This is a genomic window from Microbulbifer mixtoriginis (SeqCode) (assembly GCF_052467235.1).
This window is the reverse complement of sequence record NZ_CP174305.1, coordinates 1,069,887-1,085,238: the sequence shown is the minus strand read 5'-3', so window position 1 is coordinate 1,085,238 and position 15,352 is coordinate 1,069,887. Positions and strand designations below refer to the sequence as shown.

Genomic DNA, 15,352 nt, shown 5'->3' with positions numbered 1-15,352 from the left:
TAGTGTGTTATCCATTCCAGCATTAACTTTCAGTTTCATATAGAAAATACTCTTCTGTGAATAGTATTAGAGGTTTCGGTTTTGTGAATATTAGTTTGCTGGAATGGTTGATGCTCAGTTGGGTTGTGTTGCAGAGTGAGTTTCTGTTCCGGGATCTCCCTCCCTGCGCAGTCGCTCTACCCAGAGTGCGGTACCCCCTGCTACTGCCGCAGGCATAACAAAGATATTCAAAATGGGCACCATCTTGGCCAGCATTACGCTTCCACCAAAGGCGAGGCTGGTTAGTTTGCGCCTGCGTAGTACGCTCTTTAGTTCGTCAAAAGGACGCTGGTGGTTATCGAGAGGGTAGTCAACGTATTGTATTGCCATACACCAGGCACCCCAAACTGCAGCTAATACGGCAGGGATAATTATGGTCCAGCTGGTTACTGTGGATATCAGAAAAATGATCAGTCCCCAGAAAATAAAATAACCTAACTTGCGCAGTTCCCGTCCCAGTGTGCGCCATACCATCTGTATCATTGGTTCTGCAGGAGGTGCTTTACCGGTGAGAAGTTCTTCAACTTTCTCGGCCAGTAGGCCATTAAAAGGGGCCGCAATAATATTGGTGATTATCCCAAACAAATAGCCATAGGCGAGGAAAAATAAAAACAGCACCAAAATTGCAATGATCCAGGCGAGCCAACGAAAAACGCTGGCGGTCCAGGCGGCACCTTTGGCCATCACGGCTTCCCACCAGGACATATTGGTAGTGTCCACTGGGGTGTGTGACAGCAGGCTGCTGATAAACTCACTGAGACCACCGAGTTGGGTAATCATGATGCCGCTGATCACGATAAATAACACTAGGTTGATCAGCAGGGGAACCAGGATAAAGGGGCGTAGTTCATGCTTGGTTAATAGGCGGGCGCCGCGCATTAGCGCGTCAATACCATGGACTGGATTTGAAGTCATAAAGTTACCTCTCGCAAGTGCGCGGCGGCCAATCAGTGTTTAGCACCGGCGGCTTTTAGTATTTCTATGTACTCGCTGCTCTGGCGGTGTTCACTAATGCGGGTTAATAAGGTTTTTCCATCCGGATCCATACTGTTGAGGTCGTGACCTTCGGCGAGAAATAGTTGTACAAAAGTGGCAAAACTCTCCGCTTTCATACTGCGGTAGGCGCGTTCAAGTAAATGGAAATCCCGGTTGGTATTTTTTGGTGCTTCCCCCACTAGGAAACCGGCAATTCGCTCCTCGTCAAATACTTCACCGAGGACTTTTTGTTTGTCTTTTTTTAGGCTCAAAATCTTTTCCTTAGTTCTGTGAAAGAAGCCAGGTAGATTGAACCTGGCCGCAGGTTAAAAAGGTTTAAAGGAGAGCGTCGAGCTTATCCTTGAGGATCTTGTTGATCATCTGTGGATTCGCCTGACCCTTCGAGGCTTTCATGATTTGGCCGACAAAATAGCCCATCATCTTGGGCCGCTTGGATTCGTCGGCTTTGCAGTAGTTATCTACTTGTGCGCTGCTGGCAGCAATAACTGCCTCTACCATCTCTTCAATGGCACCGGTATCAGATACCTGCTTGAGACCACGCTTTTCGATAACTTCATCCGCACTACCCTCTCCCTGTGCCATAGCTTCAAAAACCTGTTTGGCAATCTTGCTGGAGATGGTGTTGTCTTTGATACGCATGATTAAGCCGGCGAGTTGCTGGGCGCTAACCGGGGAATCCTGTATAGAGATTTCCTGACGGTTCAGCAGTGCGGCTAACTCACCGGTAATCCAGTTAGCGGTGAGTTTTGGTTCTCCGCAGGATTTGCATACTGTTTCAAAGTAGTCGGCGCTGGCGCGCTCCTGAGTGAGTTGGTCAGCGTCGTAGGCAGATAAGCCGTACTCTGACTGGAAGCGCTCGGCTTTGGCATCGGGCAGCTCAGGAAGTAGTTCACGCAGTTGCTCGACATAGTTATCGGTGAGCACTACGGGTAGTAGGTCTGGGCAGGGAAAATAGCGATAGTCATTGGCAACTTCTTTACTGCGCATGGAGCGGGTTTCATTTTTATCCGCGTCGTACAGTCGGGTTTCCTGCACTATGTTGCCACCATCTTCGAGAATATCGATCTGACGCTCGGCTTCAACTTTGATAGCTCGCTCAACAAAGCGGAAGGAGTTGATGTTTTTAAGCTCGGTGCGAGTGCCCAGCTTTTCCTCTCCCTTTAATCGCACAGAGACGTTGGCATCACAGCGGAGAGAGCCTTGAGACATATCTCCATCGGAGATGCCCAAATAGGTGACGATACTGTGGATTTTTTTCAGGTAGGCAACCGCTTCGGCGGCGCTGCGCATATCGGGTTCTGAGACAATTTCTATCAGAGGTGTGCCCGCGCGGTTTAAATCGATACCAGACATGCCGTGGAAGTCTTCATGCAAGGATTTGCCCGCATCTTCTTCTAGATGGGCGTGGTGCAAGCGTACTTTTTTACTACTGCCATCCTCTAGATGAATTTCAACTTCGCCAGCCCCAACGATAGGTTGTTCCAACTGGGTTGTCTGGTAGCCTTTGGGGAGATCTGGGTAAAAATAGTTTTTACGCTCAAAAACAGAGCGTTTACCAATGTCCGCATTCATCGCCAGGCCAAACATAATCGCGTAGCGAAAGGCTTCTTCATTAGGGACAGGCAGGGTACCGGGCATGGCCAAGTCTACGGCGCAGGCCTGGCTATTCGGTGCCGCACCGAAACGGGTACTAGCGCCAGAAAAAAGTTTGGATTGGGTGGATAACTGCACGTGAATTTCCAGCCCGATAACGATTTCCCATTCCACAGTCGATCTCCTTATACGGCGCTGGCTTGGTGCCAGTCGGTAACCTGTTGGTATTGATGCGCAACATTGAGCATGCGGGATTCGTCCAGATAGTTACCGGTAATCTGAAGCCCTACAGGCAAATTGTTTACCAATCCACAGGGGATAGACATGCCTGGTAGGCCCGCCAAATTGGTCGCGATGGTATAGATATCTTCCAGGTACATGGCTACCGGATCAGCCCCCTTGGCTCCCAACTCAAACGCTGGGGAGGGTGTGGTGGGCCCCATAATTACGTCGACTTTTTCAAAGGCCTGTACAAAATCCTGCTTGATCAGTCGGCGCACCTGCTGGGCCTTATTGTAATAAGCATCGTAATAGCCAGCGGATAGCGCGTAGGAGCCAACCAGAATGCGGTGCTGGACTTCTTCGCCAAAGCCCTCACCGCGGGAGCGCATATATAAATCTCGCAAATCTTTGGGGTTTTCACAGCGATGGCCATAGCGCACCCCATCGAAGCGGGATAGGTTGGCGGAGGCCTCGGCTGGGGCTATGACGTAGTAAGCGGGAATAGCCAACTCAGTATGTGGCAGATTGATATCCACCAGCTCGGCCCCGAGTTTTTCAAACTCCTTAAGGGCATCTTGTACGCGGGCGGCTGTTTCAGCATTCAAGCCTTCCCCAAAGTATTCTTTAGGGACTCCGATTTTGAGGCCGGCGATAGAGTCGCTCAGTCCCGCGGTGAAGTCTTCATGCGGACGGTTTAGGCTGGTGGAATCTTTTTGGTCGTGGCTGACCATAGCAGACAACAGATAAGCGGCATCCTCAGCATTGCGCGCAATAGGGCCTGCCTGATCCAAGCTGGAAGCATAGGCGACAATACCCCAGCGGGATACACGGCCGTATGTAGGTTTAAGGCCGGTGGTATTGGTCAACGCGGCGGGTTGCCGAATGGAGCCGCCGGTATCTGTGGCCGTGGCTCCAGGCACTAGTAGCGCCGCTACTGCTGCAGCGGAACCTCCGGATGAGCCGCCCGGTACACAACGGGTATTCCAGGGGTTTTTTACTGGGCCGTAATAGCTGCTTTCGTTGGAGGAGCCCATGGCGAACTCATCCATATTGGTTTTGCCCAGAGTTACGGTGCCGGCGCCGTTTAGGTTTTCCACTATGGTGGCATCGTAAGGCGGAATAAAATTGTCCAACATCTTTGAAGCACAACTGGTGCGTACGCCATTGGTGCAGATGATGTCTTTATGGGCAACTGGCACTCCGCACAGGGCGGGTGCTTCGCCTTTGGCAATACGTTGATCGGCGGCTTCGGCCTGCGATAGGGCGAGTTCTTCAGTTACGGTAATAAAGCTGTTATAGCTGCTGTCTAGTTGTTGGATTCGTGCAAGTAGATGGCGAGTTAACTCCACACTGGAGAATGCCTTACTCTGCAGGCCGCGGATCATCTCGGCGATAGTAAGCTGGTGCATGTTATTCCCTTAAAGGCTTTGGGCGGGCTCAGGGCGAAATCGAATAATTGGGTACTTGCCTGGGGGCCTGTTCAGTCGATGACTTTGGGGACTAGATAAAGCCCTTCTTCAGATTGCGGGGCCAAGTTCAGGAAACTCTGGTGCTGGTCAGTCTCTGTTACCTTGTCGGCTCGCAGGGTCTGCACTTCATCAAGTGGGTGCGCCATAGGTGCGACCCCATCGGTGTTGACGACCTGTAACTGGTCCACCAGTTGAAGAATATCGCCGAGGCGGCCGCTGACTTCCTCAATGGTTTCTTCGGATATGGCGATGCGAGCGAGTTCCGCCAGCTTCTCTACGGTTTGCGTATCCACAGCCATGGCAATAGAGCTCCTCCGGCTTCAGTTGCGAATCTGGGTTGCTCCGTATAAGGACGGGGCAGGGTCGGCAAATTTAGCACAATAGGCCGCTATTCTCACCGGCTCAGCTGTAGGGGGTATTCTGCAATCGATTAGCCGGGCTTCAGCCTTGCCCTGAACCGGTGCCGTTGTTAGAGTTTGCCCAATCCTGCCGGGCGCTCAGAGACTCCGGCGTATTGCGTAAATTCCGATTCGAAATGCGGCTCGGAACTCAGAATTATTTGCGCGGACTAACTAGGATTTGTATCCATAAAATAAGCCGCGCCCGCAGTGCCCGATCTGGGGGCTGACAATTAGTACAAGGTAATCGAATTCCATGTTTAAACGTTTGCGGGGCATGTTCTCCAGTGACCTCTCCATTGACCTGGGAACCGCCAATACGCTGATTTACGTTCGCGATCGCGGCGTAGTACTCGACGAGCCCTCTGTCGTCGCAATCCGTCACTACAATGGCCAGAAAATCGTTGAGGCAGTTGGAGTGGAAGCCAAACGTATGCTCGGCCGCACCCCCGGTAATATCACAGCGATTCGCCCACTGAAGGACGGGGTGATTGCCGATTTCCAAGTGACTGAAAAAATGTTGCAGCACTTTATCAAGAAAGTGCATGAAAACAGCTGGATGCGCCCAAGTCCCCGTGTGCTGGTATGCGTACCCTGTCAGTCCACCGAAGTGGAGCGTCGTGCAATTCGCGAATCTGCTTTGGGTGCCGGTGCCCGCGAAGTATCTCTGATTGAAGAGCCGATGGCGGCGGCGATTGGTGCTGGCCTGAACGTGGAGGAGGCCAGCGGTTCAATGGTGGTGGATATCGGTGGTGGTACGACTGAGATTGCCATTATCTCCCTCAATGGCGTGGTCTACTCCGACTCTGTGCGTATCGGTGGCGACCGCTTTGATGAAGCCATCGTCAACTATGTACGCCGCAACTACGGTAGCGTAATCGGTGATGCCACTGCTGAGCGTATTAAAGAAGAAATAGGCTGTGCGTACGCGGGCAGTGAAGTTCGTGAGATCGATGTACGCGGCCGCAACTTGGCGGAAGGGGTGCCCCGTAGTTTTACCCTGAATTCCGATGAAATTCTTGAGGCCTTACAAGAGCCGCTAACTGGTATTGTACAAGCGGTGAAAAGTGCCCTTGAGCAATCTCCCCCCGAGCTGGCTTCGGATATCGCTGAGCGCGGCATGGTATTAACCGGCGGTGGAGCCTTGCTGCGGGACCTGGATCGCCTGCTGATGGAAGAGTCAGGTCTGCCAGTGATCGTTGCTGATGACCCCCTTACCTGTGTTGCCCGCGGTGGCGGCAAGGCCCTGGATATGTTGGATCGCAGCCGTTTGTATCTGATGTCCAACTGAGTGGGTTGAAGCTGGCGGGTTTTCCTAACAATTAGTGAGGTAGCCCTGCCGGCAGTTAGTTTCACGTTTCAGTGACATCCGATATATTGTGAGATCAATAATCATTGACCTGTACAAAGGTGGCTGCCCTTGAAACCGCTTTTTACCCGCGGCCCCTCCCCTGAGTTCCGCCTTCTATTATTGGTGCCGCTAGCAATCGCCTTGATTGTTGCAGACCACTACACCAATTGGTTCCAGTCTACTCGCGAGCGTCTTTCTGGTGTTACAGCGCCTCTTTACTGGATCACTGGTGCTCCAGAGCGTGTTGGCGATTGGGCTGGAGAGCAGTTTCGCTCTCGCGAGGAGCTGCTTGAAGAAAATGACCGTCTCAAGCGTCAAGTATTGCTGTTGGAGCAGCGCAGCCAATTATTGGCTGCGGTCAAGGCGGAAAATACGCGTTTGAAGGAGCTGATGAATTCGGCAGAAATGGTTGATGACCGGGTGCTGGTGGCCCAGGTTATCGGTGTCTCACCGGACCCCCTTGAGCATGTGCTGTTGATCGATAAAGGGCGCGATCATGGTATTGATGTGGGCACACCGGTGATGGATGCGAGTGGTTTGCTCGGGCAGGTGATTGAGGCTGGGGATGCGTTCAGCCGGATTCTCCTGATCACTGATTCCAGCCACGCAATTCCTGTCCAAGTGTTACGCAACAGTATGCGTGCCGTCGTTGAGGGCACCGGTGACCTCTATCGCCTCAAGCTCAGGCATCTTGCGAATACCAGCGATATCCGCGAGGGTGATCTGCTACTCAGTTCCGGTCTCGGTGGACGTTTTCCCGCAGGCTACCCGGTGGGCGAGGTTATGTCGATCTCCCGAGACCCCGGTCAACCATTTGCCGAGGCGGAAGTGCTCCCGCGCGGGCGTATGAGTCGCAGCCGCTTTGTTTTGGCGGTAATCGGGAGTGGGGGGCAGGGCCTTGCAAGCGAATAATCGCTGGTTTATCACGCTCACGCTCTTTCTCTCGATGTTACTTGTGGTTATGCCCTTACCACAGCAGTGGCTGTGGTTCCGCCCCGCGTTTCCGGCGCTATTGGTTATTTTCTGGGTTACTCGTATGCCTCAGGCCTTGGGCGTTGGTTTTGCCTGGCTGGTGGGTATCCTGGAAGATCTGATCAGCGGAGCCAGTCTCGGTACCCATGCATTGGCTCTGGCAGTTTTGGCCTATTTCAGCCTGTTAACCTACCAGCGTACCAGGGCCTTTAATCCAGCTCAGCAGCTTCTATGGGTGTTCGTTTTGGTGGGTATCCACCAGGTTGTGGGTAACTGGGTACATGGTTTGGAGGGAAAAACCGTTCCCGGCCTGACTTTCTTATGGCCGGCACTCACCACGGCCCTGCTATGGCCTTGGGTTGCTCCGCTATTGCATCGTCTCTGCAGTCGGCTGCAGGTTCGTTGAGCGTCTCGTCAGTCTGTAAATCAATGTAAAATTCTGATCATTTTTCGATCAGTATCGCTATAATCAGCCGCTGGCCCACAGGGAATATGTAGTACAGTGACAAATATCACCTCTTCGAATCGCCTTCTTCTTGCTTCGGGGTCGCCACGTCGAGCCGAATTGCTGGAGCAAATAGGCGTTGTGTTTTCCCAATGCCCGCCCTCGGTGCCTGAGCAGAAAGAAGCTTCAGAGACTCCCCAAGAATATATTCAGCGCTTGGCGCAGGAAAAATCTGTGGCCGGGTTATTGGCGACACCAGAACAGGCCGGGCTCTGGGCCCTGGGGGCCGATACAGTCGTACTTTGTGGTGAGCGTCTCCTGGAGAAACCGCGGGATTTTACTGACTTTGAGTCCATGATGTCGGCCCTATCGGGCAGAGAGCATTCTGTGCTGACTGCGATTTGTCTTCGCAGTCAGCACAGGCAATTCAGCTGTCTGGTGGAAACCCGGGTGCGCTTTCGCCAATTATCAGTCCAGAGTATTCAAGACTACTGGCACACCGGTGAGCCCGCCGATAAAGCTGGAGGATACGGTATTCAGGGAATGGGAGCCGCGTTAGTGGAGTCTATCAGCGGCAGTTATAGCAATGTGGTTGGCCTGCCCTTGGAGGCGTTAGTTCCGATGCTGGAACAGGCCGGGATTTCTTACTGGCAGGAGGCCAAGTCTTGAGTGAAGAATTGCTGATCAATGTTGCCCCAACAGAGACCCGAGTGGCACTGGTAGAAAATGGTGTGCTACAGGAAGTCTACCTGGAGCGCAGTGCACGTCGGGGCATTGTTGGCAATATCTATAAGGGCAAGGTGATTCGGGTATTGCCGGGGATGCAGGCGGCTTTTGTGGATATTGGCCTGGAGCGAGCCGGGTTTATCCATGCCTCTGATATCGCCCCCCTGGATGATGATGGGATGGAGTCCAGGGATGCTGAAGTTGCAGATATTCGCGCTCTTGTGCGGGAGGGGCAGCCCCTGGTCGTTCAGGTAGTAAAAGATCCTATTAGCAGTAAAGGCGCGAGACTGACCACCCACTTGTCAGTATCTGCCCGCTATCTCGTCTACATGCCGCAAACCCGTCATATCGGGATCTCCAATCGTATCGAGGATGAGGGAGAGCGCGAGCGCTTGCGTCAGCTTGTGGAGGCCGCCTCGTCACGTCTCGCCGAAGATGGCCTTTCCGCTGATGGAGGCTTTATTTTGCGCACCGTGGCTGAGGGTGTCAGCGAGGAGGAGTTGCTACGGGATATCCCCTTTCTTTACAAACTTTGGGGGGAGTTGGAGCAGCGCATCAAGGAGCGGGTAGTGCCCTCCGTAATTTACGAGGATTTGCCGCTATTTATGCGTGCCCTACGTGATCTTGCGCGCCCTTATACCGAGAAGATTCGTATAGACTCCCGCGAGGCGCATGGTCGCGCGGCAGAATTTGCAGGCAAGTATGCACCAGAAATAGCTGGGCGACTCGAGCACTATCCCGGTGAGCGTCCCCTGTTTGACCTGTATGGGGTTGAGGAGGAAATTCGCCGCGCCCTACAGCATAAGGTGACGCTAAAGTCCGGGGGGTATTTAATTGTCGAGCAAACCGAGGCGATGAGTACTATTGACGTCAATACCGGCGCATTTGTAGGTCACCGCAACCTGGAAGAGACTATCTTCAAGACGAATTTGGAGGCGGCAACGGCAATCGCCCGCCAGCTGCGCCTGCGCAACCTGGGGGGAATCATCATTATCGATTTTATCGATATGAAAGATCCTGAGCACCAACGTCAGGTATTGCGCACCCTGGAGAAGGCCCTCGAGCGGGATCACGCTAAGTCGAGTATTACCGGGGTTTCCGAACTCGGTTTGGTAGAGATGACCCGCAAACGTACGCGGGAATCTCTTGGGCAAATCCTGTGCGAGCCCTGCCCTGTGTGCGAGGGGCGCGGCACTTTAAAGAGTGCGGAAACAGTTTGCTTTGAGATCTTCCGGGAAATTATCCGTGAGGCGCGCGCCTACGATAGTGAAAAAATCATGGTTTTGGCCAGTCAGGTGGTAATCGATCTGCTGCTGGATGAAGAGTCGGCGAATGTCGCCGATCTGGAGGAATTTATTCGCAGGCCCATACAGTTCCAAGTAGAGCCCATTTACAATCAGGAGCAGTACGACATTGTTCTTGTGTAAATCATTATTAGCCTCCTCGCAGTTTTTCGATGCTGGTCGTTGCGATGCCTGTGACAGCACCGTGGAAGAGTGGGGGTGATGATGATCTTATTGCGCTGGCTTGCGCGAAAGTTTTGGCTGTTATCGGTAAGCTTGGTGATTGCCCTGGCAATCCTTGTTCAAACCGGGCGCCTGCTATCGCCTCAAGTTGAGGAATATCGCCCGCAGATCAGCCGCTGGCTCAGCGGTCAGCTGGGGGTTCCGGTACAGATGGACCGTATCTCCCTGCGCTGGGAAGCACTGCAAGTCTCATTACAGCTCGACGGCCTGCGCCTTGGGCAGAAGGGCGAGTTGCGTATGGGGCACGGCCTGTTCCAACTGGATTTGCTCGCCAGCCTATGGAATCGTGAGCTGGTGTGGAAAGACCTGCAAATGCACGCCTTTACGGCTGGACTCAGCCGAGATGAGCAGGGCGAGTGGCGTCTGGACGGCTTCCCCGATATCTCCCTAAAGCCTGACGGCAGGGTTGTGTCCAATCCCAAGGCAGCGGACCCGGCACGACTTTTCCAGTTGAGCCCCAAGGTCTGGATTAGCGATGCGGCAATCACTGTCAGGCTGCCTGATGAGCAGGTTGCCGAGCTCAACTTGCCACAAATTTCTCTGGAAAACCGAGGTGATTTTCATCGTCTTACGGCCCGCGCTTTTATCTCCCGCGAAGGCGAAGAGCAGGCTAGCAACACTGAGACTCTCCGCCTGGTGCTGGAGGGGCGTGGTAACCCGCGCAATAAAAAACAATTTTCACTGCGAGGTTATATGCAGCTCAATGAGCTGCTGTTGGACCAGGATATTGTGTCACTACTCCATCAGTTGACCCCTCTACCCGACCGATTTCATTGGAGTGGGCGTAAGTGGGCGGATGGACGCCTGTGGCTGCATAGCGATGCGAGCAGTGGTTATCGGTTGGTCGGACGAGTAGACCTTGCTCAGGTATCAAACTTGGATCAGCCAGAAGAGGCGCCGAAGAAAAGCAGTCAGGGCAAAAGTCAGCATGAAAGTAGTGATCTGGTACAAAACAGAGATCACATAATGGCACCTTTACGGGCGCTTTCTGGAGATATTTCTGGTCGCTGGCTGCCCGGTGAACATTGGCGTTTGGCTTTACAGGATACCCAAATCGATTGGCAGGGCTTGCAGATGCCGCCGCTAAACCTGCAGGTTAGTAACGACCTTCAGGGAGTAGCACTGTCCGCAGATGTGATCGATTTAGCGGGATGGAGCGATATTCTCACTCGGCTGGATGTTTTGCAGGGTGCTGCAGGCGAGTGGTTGACGTCCCTGAAGCCTTCTGGCCAGTTGCGACGCGTGCAGCTGCGCAAAGAAGCGCAAGGTGCGGTGAGCCTGAGTGCCAATTTGCACAATATCAGCACGCAGGCATTCCGCGGTGCGCCATCAGTGGCCGGCTTGAGTGGCTACATGGAGTTTGCCGGTAACGATGGCCGGGTGGAATTGGATGGCTCGAACTTGCAAGCAGGGTTTCCAAATCTTTACTCCGAGGCATTCTCTTTTGAGCAAGCCAGCGGTACTTTGGCCTGGAGCCTTAGTAAGGATTCGAATGAAATCAATGTCTTCTCTGGCCCTTTGCTATTAGATGGAAATCTGGGCGAAGTTCGCGGGCAGTTTTTGTTGTCCCTGCCTTTCCATCCTCAGAGTCGTCCAACGGATTTACTCCTGTCGCTTTCTCTGCGTGATGCGGATGTTGGCGTTCAAGAGAAGCTGGTGCCGACAAATGTCAGTGAAGACTTGCGCAGTTGGTTGAATGAGGGGCTGGGCAACGGAAATCCTGGTCGGGTTGAGACTGCCGCATTTATTTACCGTGGCAGCAGTTATCGCAAAAATGGCAAGGATGAGTCACTACGTGCGCTGGGGGCTCACAATAAGCGTCAAACAGTACAGTTGGCTGCAGACTTTTCTGGCGCCAATCTTAAGTATGCCGACGAATGGCCTAAGGTTCAGTCTGTTGATGGCCTACTCAGGCTGGATGATGGCAATGTTTCTGTCAGTGCAGACAAGGCCCGTGTTTGGGGAGTGGATGCGAATAAAGTTTTAGTGGAAGTAACCCCACAAAAAGATAAAGGCTCACGTCTGGATGTGACCGCCCAGCTTCAGGGGCCGGCTGCTGATGGTTTGCGCTTGTTGCGCGAATCCCCTTTGCGCAAACAGCTCGGCAATGCTTTTGATGAGTGGTTGTTGTCGGGAGATATTCGCGGGCAGCTGAACCTCACTCAGCCCCTGGGTGGTGCTTCAGTATCACCAGCTCAAAGAGTTGAATTGCAGTTGAGTCGTGGTGATTTACAGCTGCAAAATCTGCGCTTGCATGCTGAGGCTCTGGCTGGTGATGTCATTTTTGACAGCGATACAGGACTCGAAGGTACTGAGCTGAAAGGTCAGCTCTGGGGGCGGCCAATAAATGCGAGCATACGTCATATAGGTGATACCGATGCGCGCGATACGCAGGTGGTCGTGGATGGCAGTGCCAGTACTGAGTCGATCTACAGCTGGAGCCAGCGTCCCGAGCTGAGATGGCTTGAAGGTACCATGGGTTACCAGGCACTTATTACCATCCCAGCAAAATCTAAAGAGGCCCCCTACGCTGCAGTTTTCGAGCTGACCTCAAATCTTGCTGGTGTGGCGGTAAACCTTCCGGAGCCCCTGGCTAAGCCCTCTGAAAGTAAAACGAATTTTGTATTGCGTGCCCCCATTGGTGATCAGGGCAGCTTATTTCACCTGAATTACGGTGAGCACCTGCAAGGGCAGTTTTGGCTGGTGGACGGAGCTCTTGAGCGAGCGGCTATTGCGCTCAATGCCGAGGCGAAATTACCAGAAGAAAGAGGGGTGAGTATCCTTGGCGACATTTCCAATGTTGATTTACCCCGCTGGGAAAAGCTATTGGGCGTTTACCGAGATGACTCATCGGTTGTCGAAGAGTCATCCGCTCAGCCCGAACAAGCACCATCACTGATTCATAAGGTGCAAGCAAGCAACCTGGATGGCCTGACTGCACTTCCCCAAAGTGGACAGACAACTGACAATGTTTCCAGTCCACTGCCGATTAGTCTTGACCTAAGCACAGATAGCCTGCAATTGGGAACAGTGGCTATTGAGCATATTCATGTCACAGGCGGAGGAGTGGGTTCAAAGTGGCAGTTAGATTTTGATAGTGAAATGGCGGCGGGAAGACTTTCGGGAACGCTCGGTGGGCAAAAACCTCTGCGTTTAAAGTTGGCGCATTTACGCCTTCCTGCTCCTGAAGAAAGGCAGACTATTTCCGGCGCTACATTGGCTGAGCAGCCCTTTGCGGAAGAGTTGTTGGACCCCTGGGCAGATTTTAATTTTCAGACGCTGCCAGCCCTGGATTTCAGCACGGAAAGTCTGCGAGTGGGGGGTGAGGAGCTCGGGCGCTGGTCTTTTGAAGTTCGGCCATCCGAAGACCGCCTGGTTCTAAGCGATATTCGCGGTAGTGTCCGCGGGTTCCATCTGCAGGGACGTGGTGGTGGTGAAAAAGCCTTGGGAGCGCAATTGATGTGGATGCGCGATGCGGAGGGCAATAATTCCTCTCAATTTATTGGGCGCCTGGCAGCAGATGATCTCGCTGATATTCAGCGTGAGATGGGGCATGAACCGCTTATTGAAAGTAAGTCTGCGACCTTTGATACAGCCTTGCGCTGGGATGGGTCTCCGGCCATGGCCAAGGGTAGTTTGCTCTCCGGAGATTTGAAAATAGATATTCGTGATGGCCGCTTCCTTCGTTCCACCGGTACTGCTGGCTCAACGGTCTTGCGGTTGTTATCGCTGTTTAATTTCGATACCTGGGCGCGCCGCTTGCGCTTGGATTTCTCCGACCTTTATAAGAGTGGTATGGCTTTCGACCGGGTGCGTGGAGAGGTCGTGTTCGAAGGGGATGGGCAGTTGTTGATTGCAGTGCCTATTCAGGTTGAGGGGCCAACCAGTGAGCTGCAGATGGCGGGAAGGGTCAATTTATTGCGGGAAGATTTGGATTTGACCCTGGTGGCGACTTTGCCGGTAAGTAACAACCTAGCCCTGGTTGCCGCTCTTGCTGGGGGATTGCCGGCTGCGGCAGGGGTTTATCTCATTAGTAAAGCGTTTAAAAAGCAGGTGAAGAAGATGGCCAGTGTGAGTTATCGCATCAGCGGTGACTGGGCTGACCCTCAAATGCGTTTCGAGAGACTCTTTGATGGAGATGGTGCAGAGCGTCAGGGGGCCGCCTCTGAGGCTGCTGGGAAACAGGCAAAACCGGATCAGGGAATCAGTCGTGCACCAACGCCTCCTTTGGCGAATGAAGCGGGCTCTTAGCCTGCTTATTGGGAGGATACACTTCCAGAAAGAGCTCAACTGCATGTGCATCTAGTTCTCTATCCTATTAGGTAGGTATAACTGAGTGAGGACAGGAGTTTGCAAGATGGTGAGGTCCCCGGCCTTATGGCCCCTGTTGGTGTTTGCCCTGATTCTATCGGCCTGCTCTGAGGCTGATGACCAAAGAATCCAGAATATGACAGTGGCGGAAGCCAAATCACGTATAGCCGAAGGCCAAGGGCTAGAGCAGATCCCCAAGTCGGTATGGAAGCAGCTACTCCCCGAGGACCGTTACAAGGTTCTCTGGCAGGGAGATACGGAGCGGGCTTTTAGTGGCAAATTGTTATACAACGAAAAAGAAGGTGTTTATGTCACCGCAGGCTGCCGTCTGCCGGTTTTTAGTTCAAAGCACAAGTTTAAATCGGGTACTGGTTGGCCCAGCTTTTGGGATGTGGCCTTTCCGCAGAATATCGTATTAAAGGATGATTTCAGTTGGGGGCTCAGGCGTACAGAGGTATTGTCCAAATGCGGAGAGCACCTGGGGCATGTGTTTAAGGATGGTCCACCACCGACAAACCTACGGTATTGCTTGAACTCGCTGGCCTTAGATTTTGAGCCGGCCGGGGATGTCAAACAATAATCGCTAGATCTCATACTGTCTTTGTCTGATTTTTGGTTTGAGCGAGACTCTTTTGTAGTTTTAATTGATGCAATTTGGCTTTGGTATAAGTCAATGGAGTTTATGGGCGGAGCAGGGCCGCCCGTGTGACATGCGGTGGGTGAATGAGAACTACTGTGATGCCTGAATAAAGAAATCACGCAGGTAGCGGAACAGCTTGCGCTGATTGCTGGGTGGTTTGCTGTTTTTGATCTCACGCAGGGAGTCGCGTACCAACTGCCGTAAATGCTGGTGGTCTACCTGGGGGTACTGGTCAAAAAAGGTACCTTGGGCACTATTACCTTCTTCGAGTAGGCGTCTGCGCCAGTCTTCGGCCATTTTATCGAAGCGCAGGTGCTGCTGGTCTCGCTCTTTAAATTTATTCAGCACGGCTTCTATCGCTTCGTGATCTGCACTGCGCATCAGCTTGCCAATATACTGCATTTGGCGACGGCGAGCCTCGTTGGACTTGATTCGCCCCAAGGTGTCTATTGCCTCGCGCATATCCTCATCAATGGGCACCTCGGCGAGCTGGGCTTTAGATAGTTCGGTTAATTGCTTCCCCAGGGCCTGCAGCTCGTGCATCTCCTGTTTTACCTGCGTCTTGCTCTTGGGCAGGTCTTCATCATCGTATTCGTACATCTTCAGTTCCGTATAAAAGTTCCGGATTGTACCGGCTCTGTTTGAGCGGGGAGTGTATTGCCTT

Annotated in this window: 13 protein-coding genes; 7 read left to right on the top strand and 6 right to left on the bottom strand. The window is 52.9% G+C overall.

The annotated features are described in order from the left end of the window. Nucleotides 1-114: 114 nt before the first annotated feature. From cysZ to gatC, 5 genes are all read right to left on the bottom strand, one after another. On the bottom strand, nucleotides 115-954 hold the full coding sequence (gene cysZ, locus ACJJIO_RS04865; protein ID WP_444910307.1) for a sulfate transporter CysZ: 840 nt from the start codon (nucleotides 952-954) through the stop codon (nucleotides 115-117). Nucleotides 955-986: 32 nt separating this feature from the next. Then, entirely contained in the window at nucleotides 987-1,286 is a 300-nt protein-coding gene (locus ACJJIO_RS04860; protein WP_252083016.1) for a PA4642 family protein, read from the bottom strand. Nucleotides 1,287-1,350: 64 nt separating this feature from the next. Then, the gene (gatB, locus tag ACJJIO_RS04855; RefSeq protein WP_444910306.1) at nucleotides 1,351-2,802 is read right to left on the bottom strand and encodes an Asp-tRNA(Asn)/Glu-tRNA(Gln) amidotransferase subunit GatB; all 1,452 of its coding nucleotides are present in this window, start codon (nucleotides 2,800-2,802) and stop codon (nucleotides 1,351-1,353) included. A gap of 11 nt (nucleotides 2,803-2,813) precedes the next feature. Beyond that, nucleotides 2,814-4,259: an Asp-tRNA(Asn)/Glu-tRNA(Gln) amidotransferase subunit GatA gene (gene gatA / locus ACJJIO_RS04850; protein WP_444910305.1), complete on the bottom strand. Its 1,446-nt coding sequence runs from the start codon at nucleotides 4,257-4,259 to the stop codon at nucleotides 2,814-2,816. Nucleotides 4,260-4,330: 71 nt separating this feature from the next. Continuing rightward, on the bottom strand, nucleotides 4,331-4,618 hold the full coding sequence (gene gatC / locus ACJJIO_RS04845; protein ID WP_444910304.1) for an Asp-tRNA(Asn)/Glu-tRNA(Gln) amidotransferase subunit GatC: 288 nt from the start codon (nucleotides 4,616-4,618) through the stop codon (nucleotides 4,331-4,333). Nucleotides 4,619-4,973: 355 nt separating this feature from the next. Here gatC and ACJJIO_RS04840 point away from each other — a divergent pair, with 355 nt between their 5' ends. The 7 genes from ACJJIO_RS04840 to msrB all read left to right on the top strand — a co-directional run bounded on the left by ACJJIO_RS04840 (nucleotide 4,974) and on the right by msrB (nucleotide 14,628). Then, nucleotides 4,974-6,008 (top strand): rod shape-determining protein, encoded by a 1,035-nt coding sequence (locus tag ACJJIO_RS04840; RefSeq protein WP_020412569.1) that lies wholly within the window; start codon nucleotides 4,974-4,976, stop codon nucleotides 6,006-6,008. 129 nt (nucleotides 6,009-6,137) lie between these two features. Further along, nucleotides 6,138-6,980 carry a rod shape-determining protein MreC gene (gene mreC / locus ACJJIO_RS04835; protein ID WP_444884021.1) on the top strand — a complete coding sequence of 281 codons (843 nt, stop codon included), beginning with the start codon at nucleotides 6,138-6,140 and terminating at the stop codon, nucleotides 6,978-6,980. Further along, nucleotides 6,967-7,446 carry a rod shape-determining protein MreD gene (gene mreD, locus ACJJIO_RS04830; RefSeq protein WP_252083011.1) on the top strand — a complete coding sequence of 160 codons (480 nt, stop codon included), beginning with the start codon at nucleotides 6,967-6,969 and terminating at the stop codon, nucleotides 7,444-7,446. The genes mreC and mreD overlap by 14 nt, the downstream gene beginning before the upstream one ends. A gap of 96 nt (nucleotides 7,447-7,542) precedes the next feature. Then, nucleotides 7,543-8,154, top strand: coding sequence for a Maf family protein (locus tag ACJJIO_RS04825; RefSeq protein ID WP_444884023.1), 612 nt, complete (start codon nucleotides 7,543-7,545; stop codon nucleotides 8,152-8,154). Next, a complete protein-coding gene (gene rng, locus ACJJIO_RS04820) occupies nucleotides 8,151-9,638 on the top strand; it encodes a ribonuclease G (protein ID WP_252083009.1) in 1,488 nt (495 codons plus the stop codon). The genes ACJJIO_RS04825 and rng overlap by 4 nt, the downstream gene beginning before the upstream one ends. A 78-nt stretch (nucleotides 9,639-9,716) precedes the next feature. Beyond that, nucleotides 9,717-13,988, top strand: coding sequence for a YhdP family protein (locus ACJJIO_RS04815; protein WP_444910303.1), 4,272 nt, complete (start codon nucleotides 9,717-9,719; stop codon nucleotides 13,986-13,988). Nucleotides 13,989-14,094: 106 nt separating this feature from the next. Continuing rightward, on the top strand, nucleotides 14,095-14,628 hold the full coding sequence (gene msrB, locus ACJJIO_RS04810) for a peptide-methionine (R)-S-oxide reductase MsrB (protein ID WP_444910302.1): 534 nt from the start codon (nucleotides 14,095-14,097) through the stop codon (nucleotides 14,626-14,628). A 150-nt stretch (nucleotides 14,629-14,778) separates the two neighbouring features. Here msrB and yjgA read toward each other — a convergent pair whose 3' ends face one another. Next, the gene (gene yjgA, locus ACJJIO_RS04805) at nucleotides 14,779-15,288 is read right to left on the bottom strand and encodes a ribosome biogenesis factor YjgA (protein ID WP_444902961.1); all 510 of its coding nucleotides are present in this window, start codon (nucleotides 15,286-15,288) and stop codon (nucleotides 14,779-14,781) included. Nucleotides 15,289-15,352 lie beyond the last annotated feature (64 nt).

Bases quoted from the DNA above. Each gene is read 5' to 3' on its own strand.
- ACJJIO_RS04815 (WP_444910303.1), top strand. From the start codon at position 9,717: ATGATGATCTTATTGCGCTGGCTTGCGCGAAAGTTTTGGCTGTTATCG.
- yjgA (WP_444902961.1), bottom strand. From the start codon at position 15,288: ATGTACGAATACGATGATGAAGACCTGCCCAAGAGCAAGACGCAGGTA.
- cysZ (WP_444910307.1), bottom strand. From the start codon at position 954: ATGACTTCAAATCCAGTCCATGGTATTGACGCGCTAATGCGCGGCGCC.
- ACJJIO_RS04840 (WP_020412569.1), top strand. From the start codon at position 4,974: ATGTTTAAACGTTTGCGGGGCATGTTCTCCAGTGACCTCTCCATTGAC.
- msrB (WP_444910302.1), top strand. From the start codon at position 14,095: ATGGTGAGGTCCCCGGCCTTATGGCCCCTGTTGGTGTTTGCCCTGATT.
- gatC (WP_444910304.1), bottom strand. From the start codon at position 4,618: ATGGCTGTGGATACGCAAACCGTAGAGAAGCTGGCGGAACTCGCTCGC.
- gatA (WP_444910305.1), bottom strand. From the start codon at position 4,259: ATGCACCAGCTTACTATCGCCGAGATGATCCGCGGCCTGCAGAGTAAG.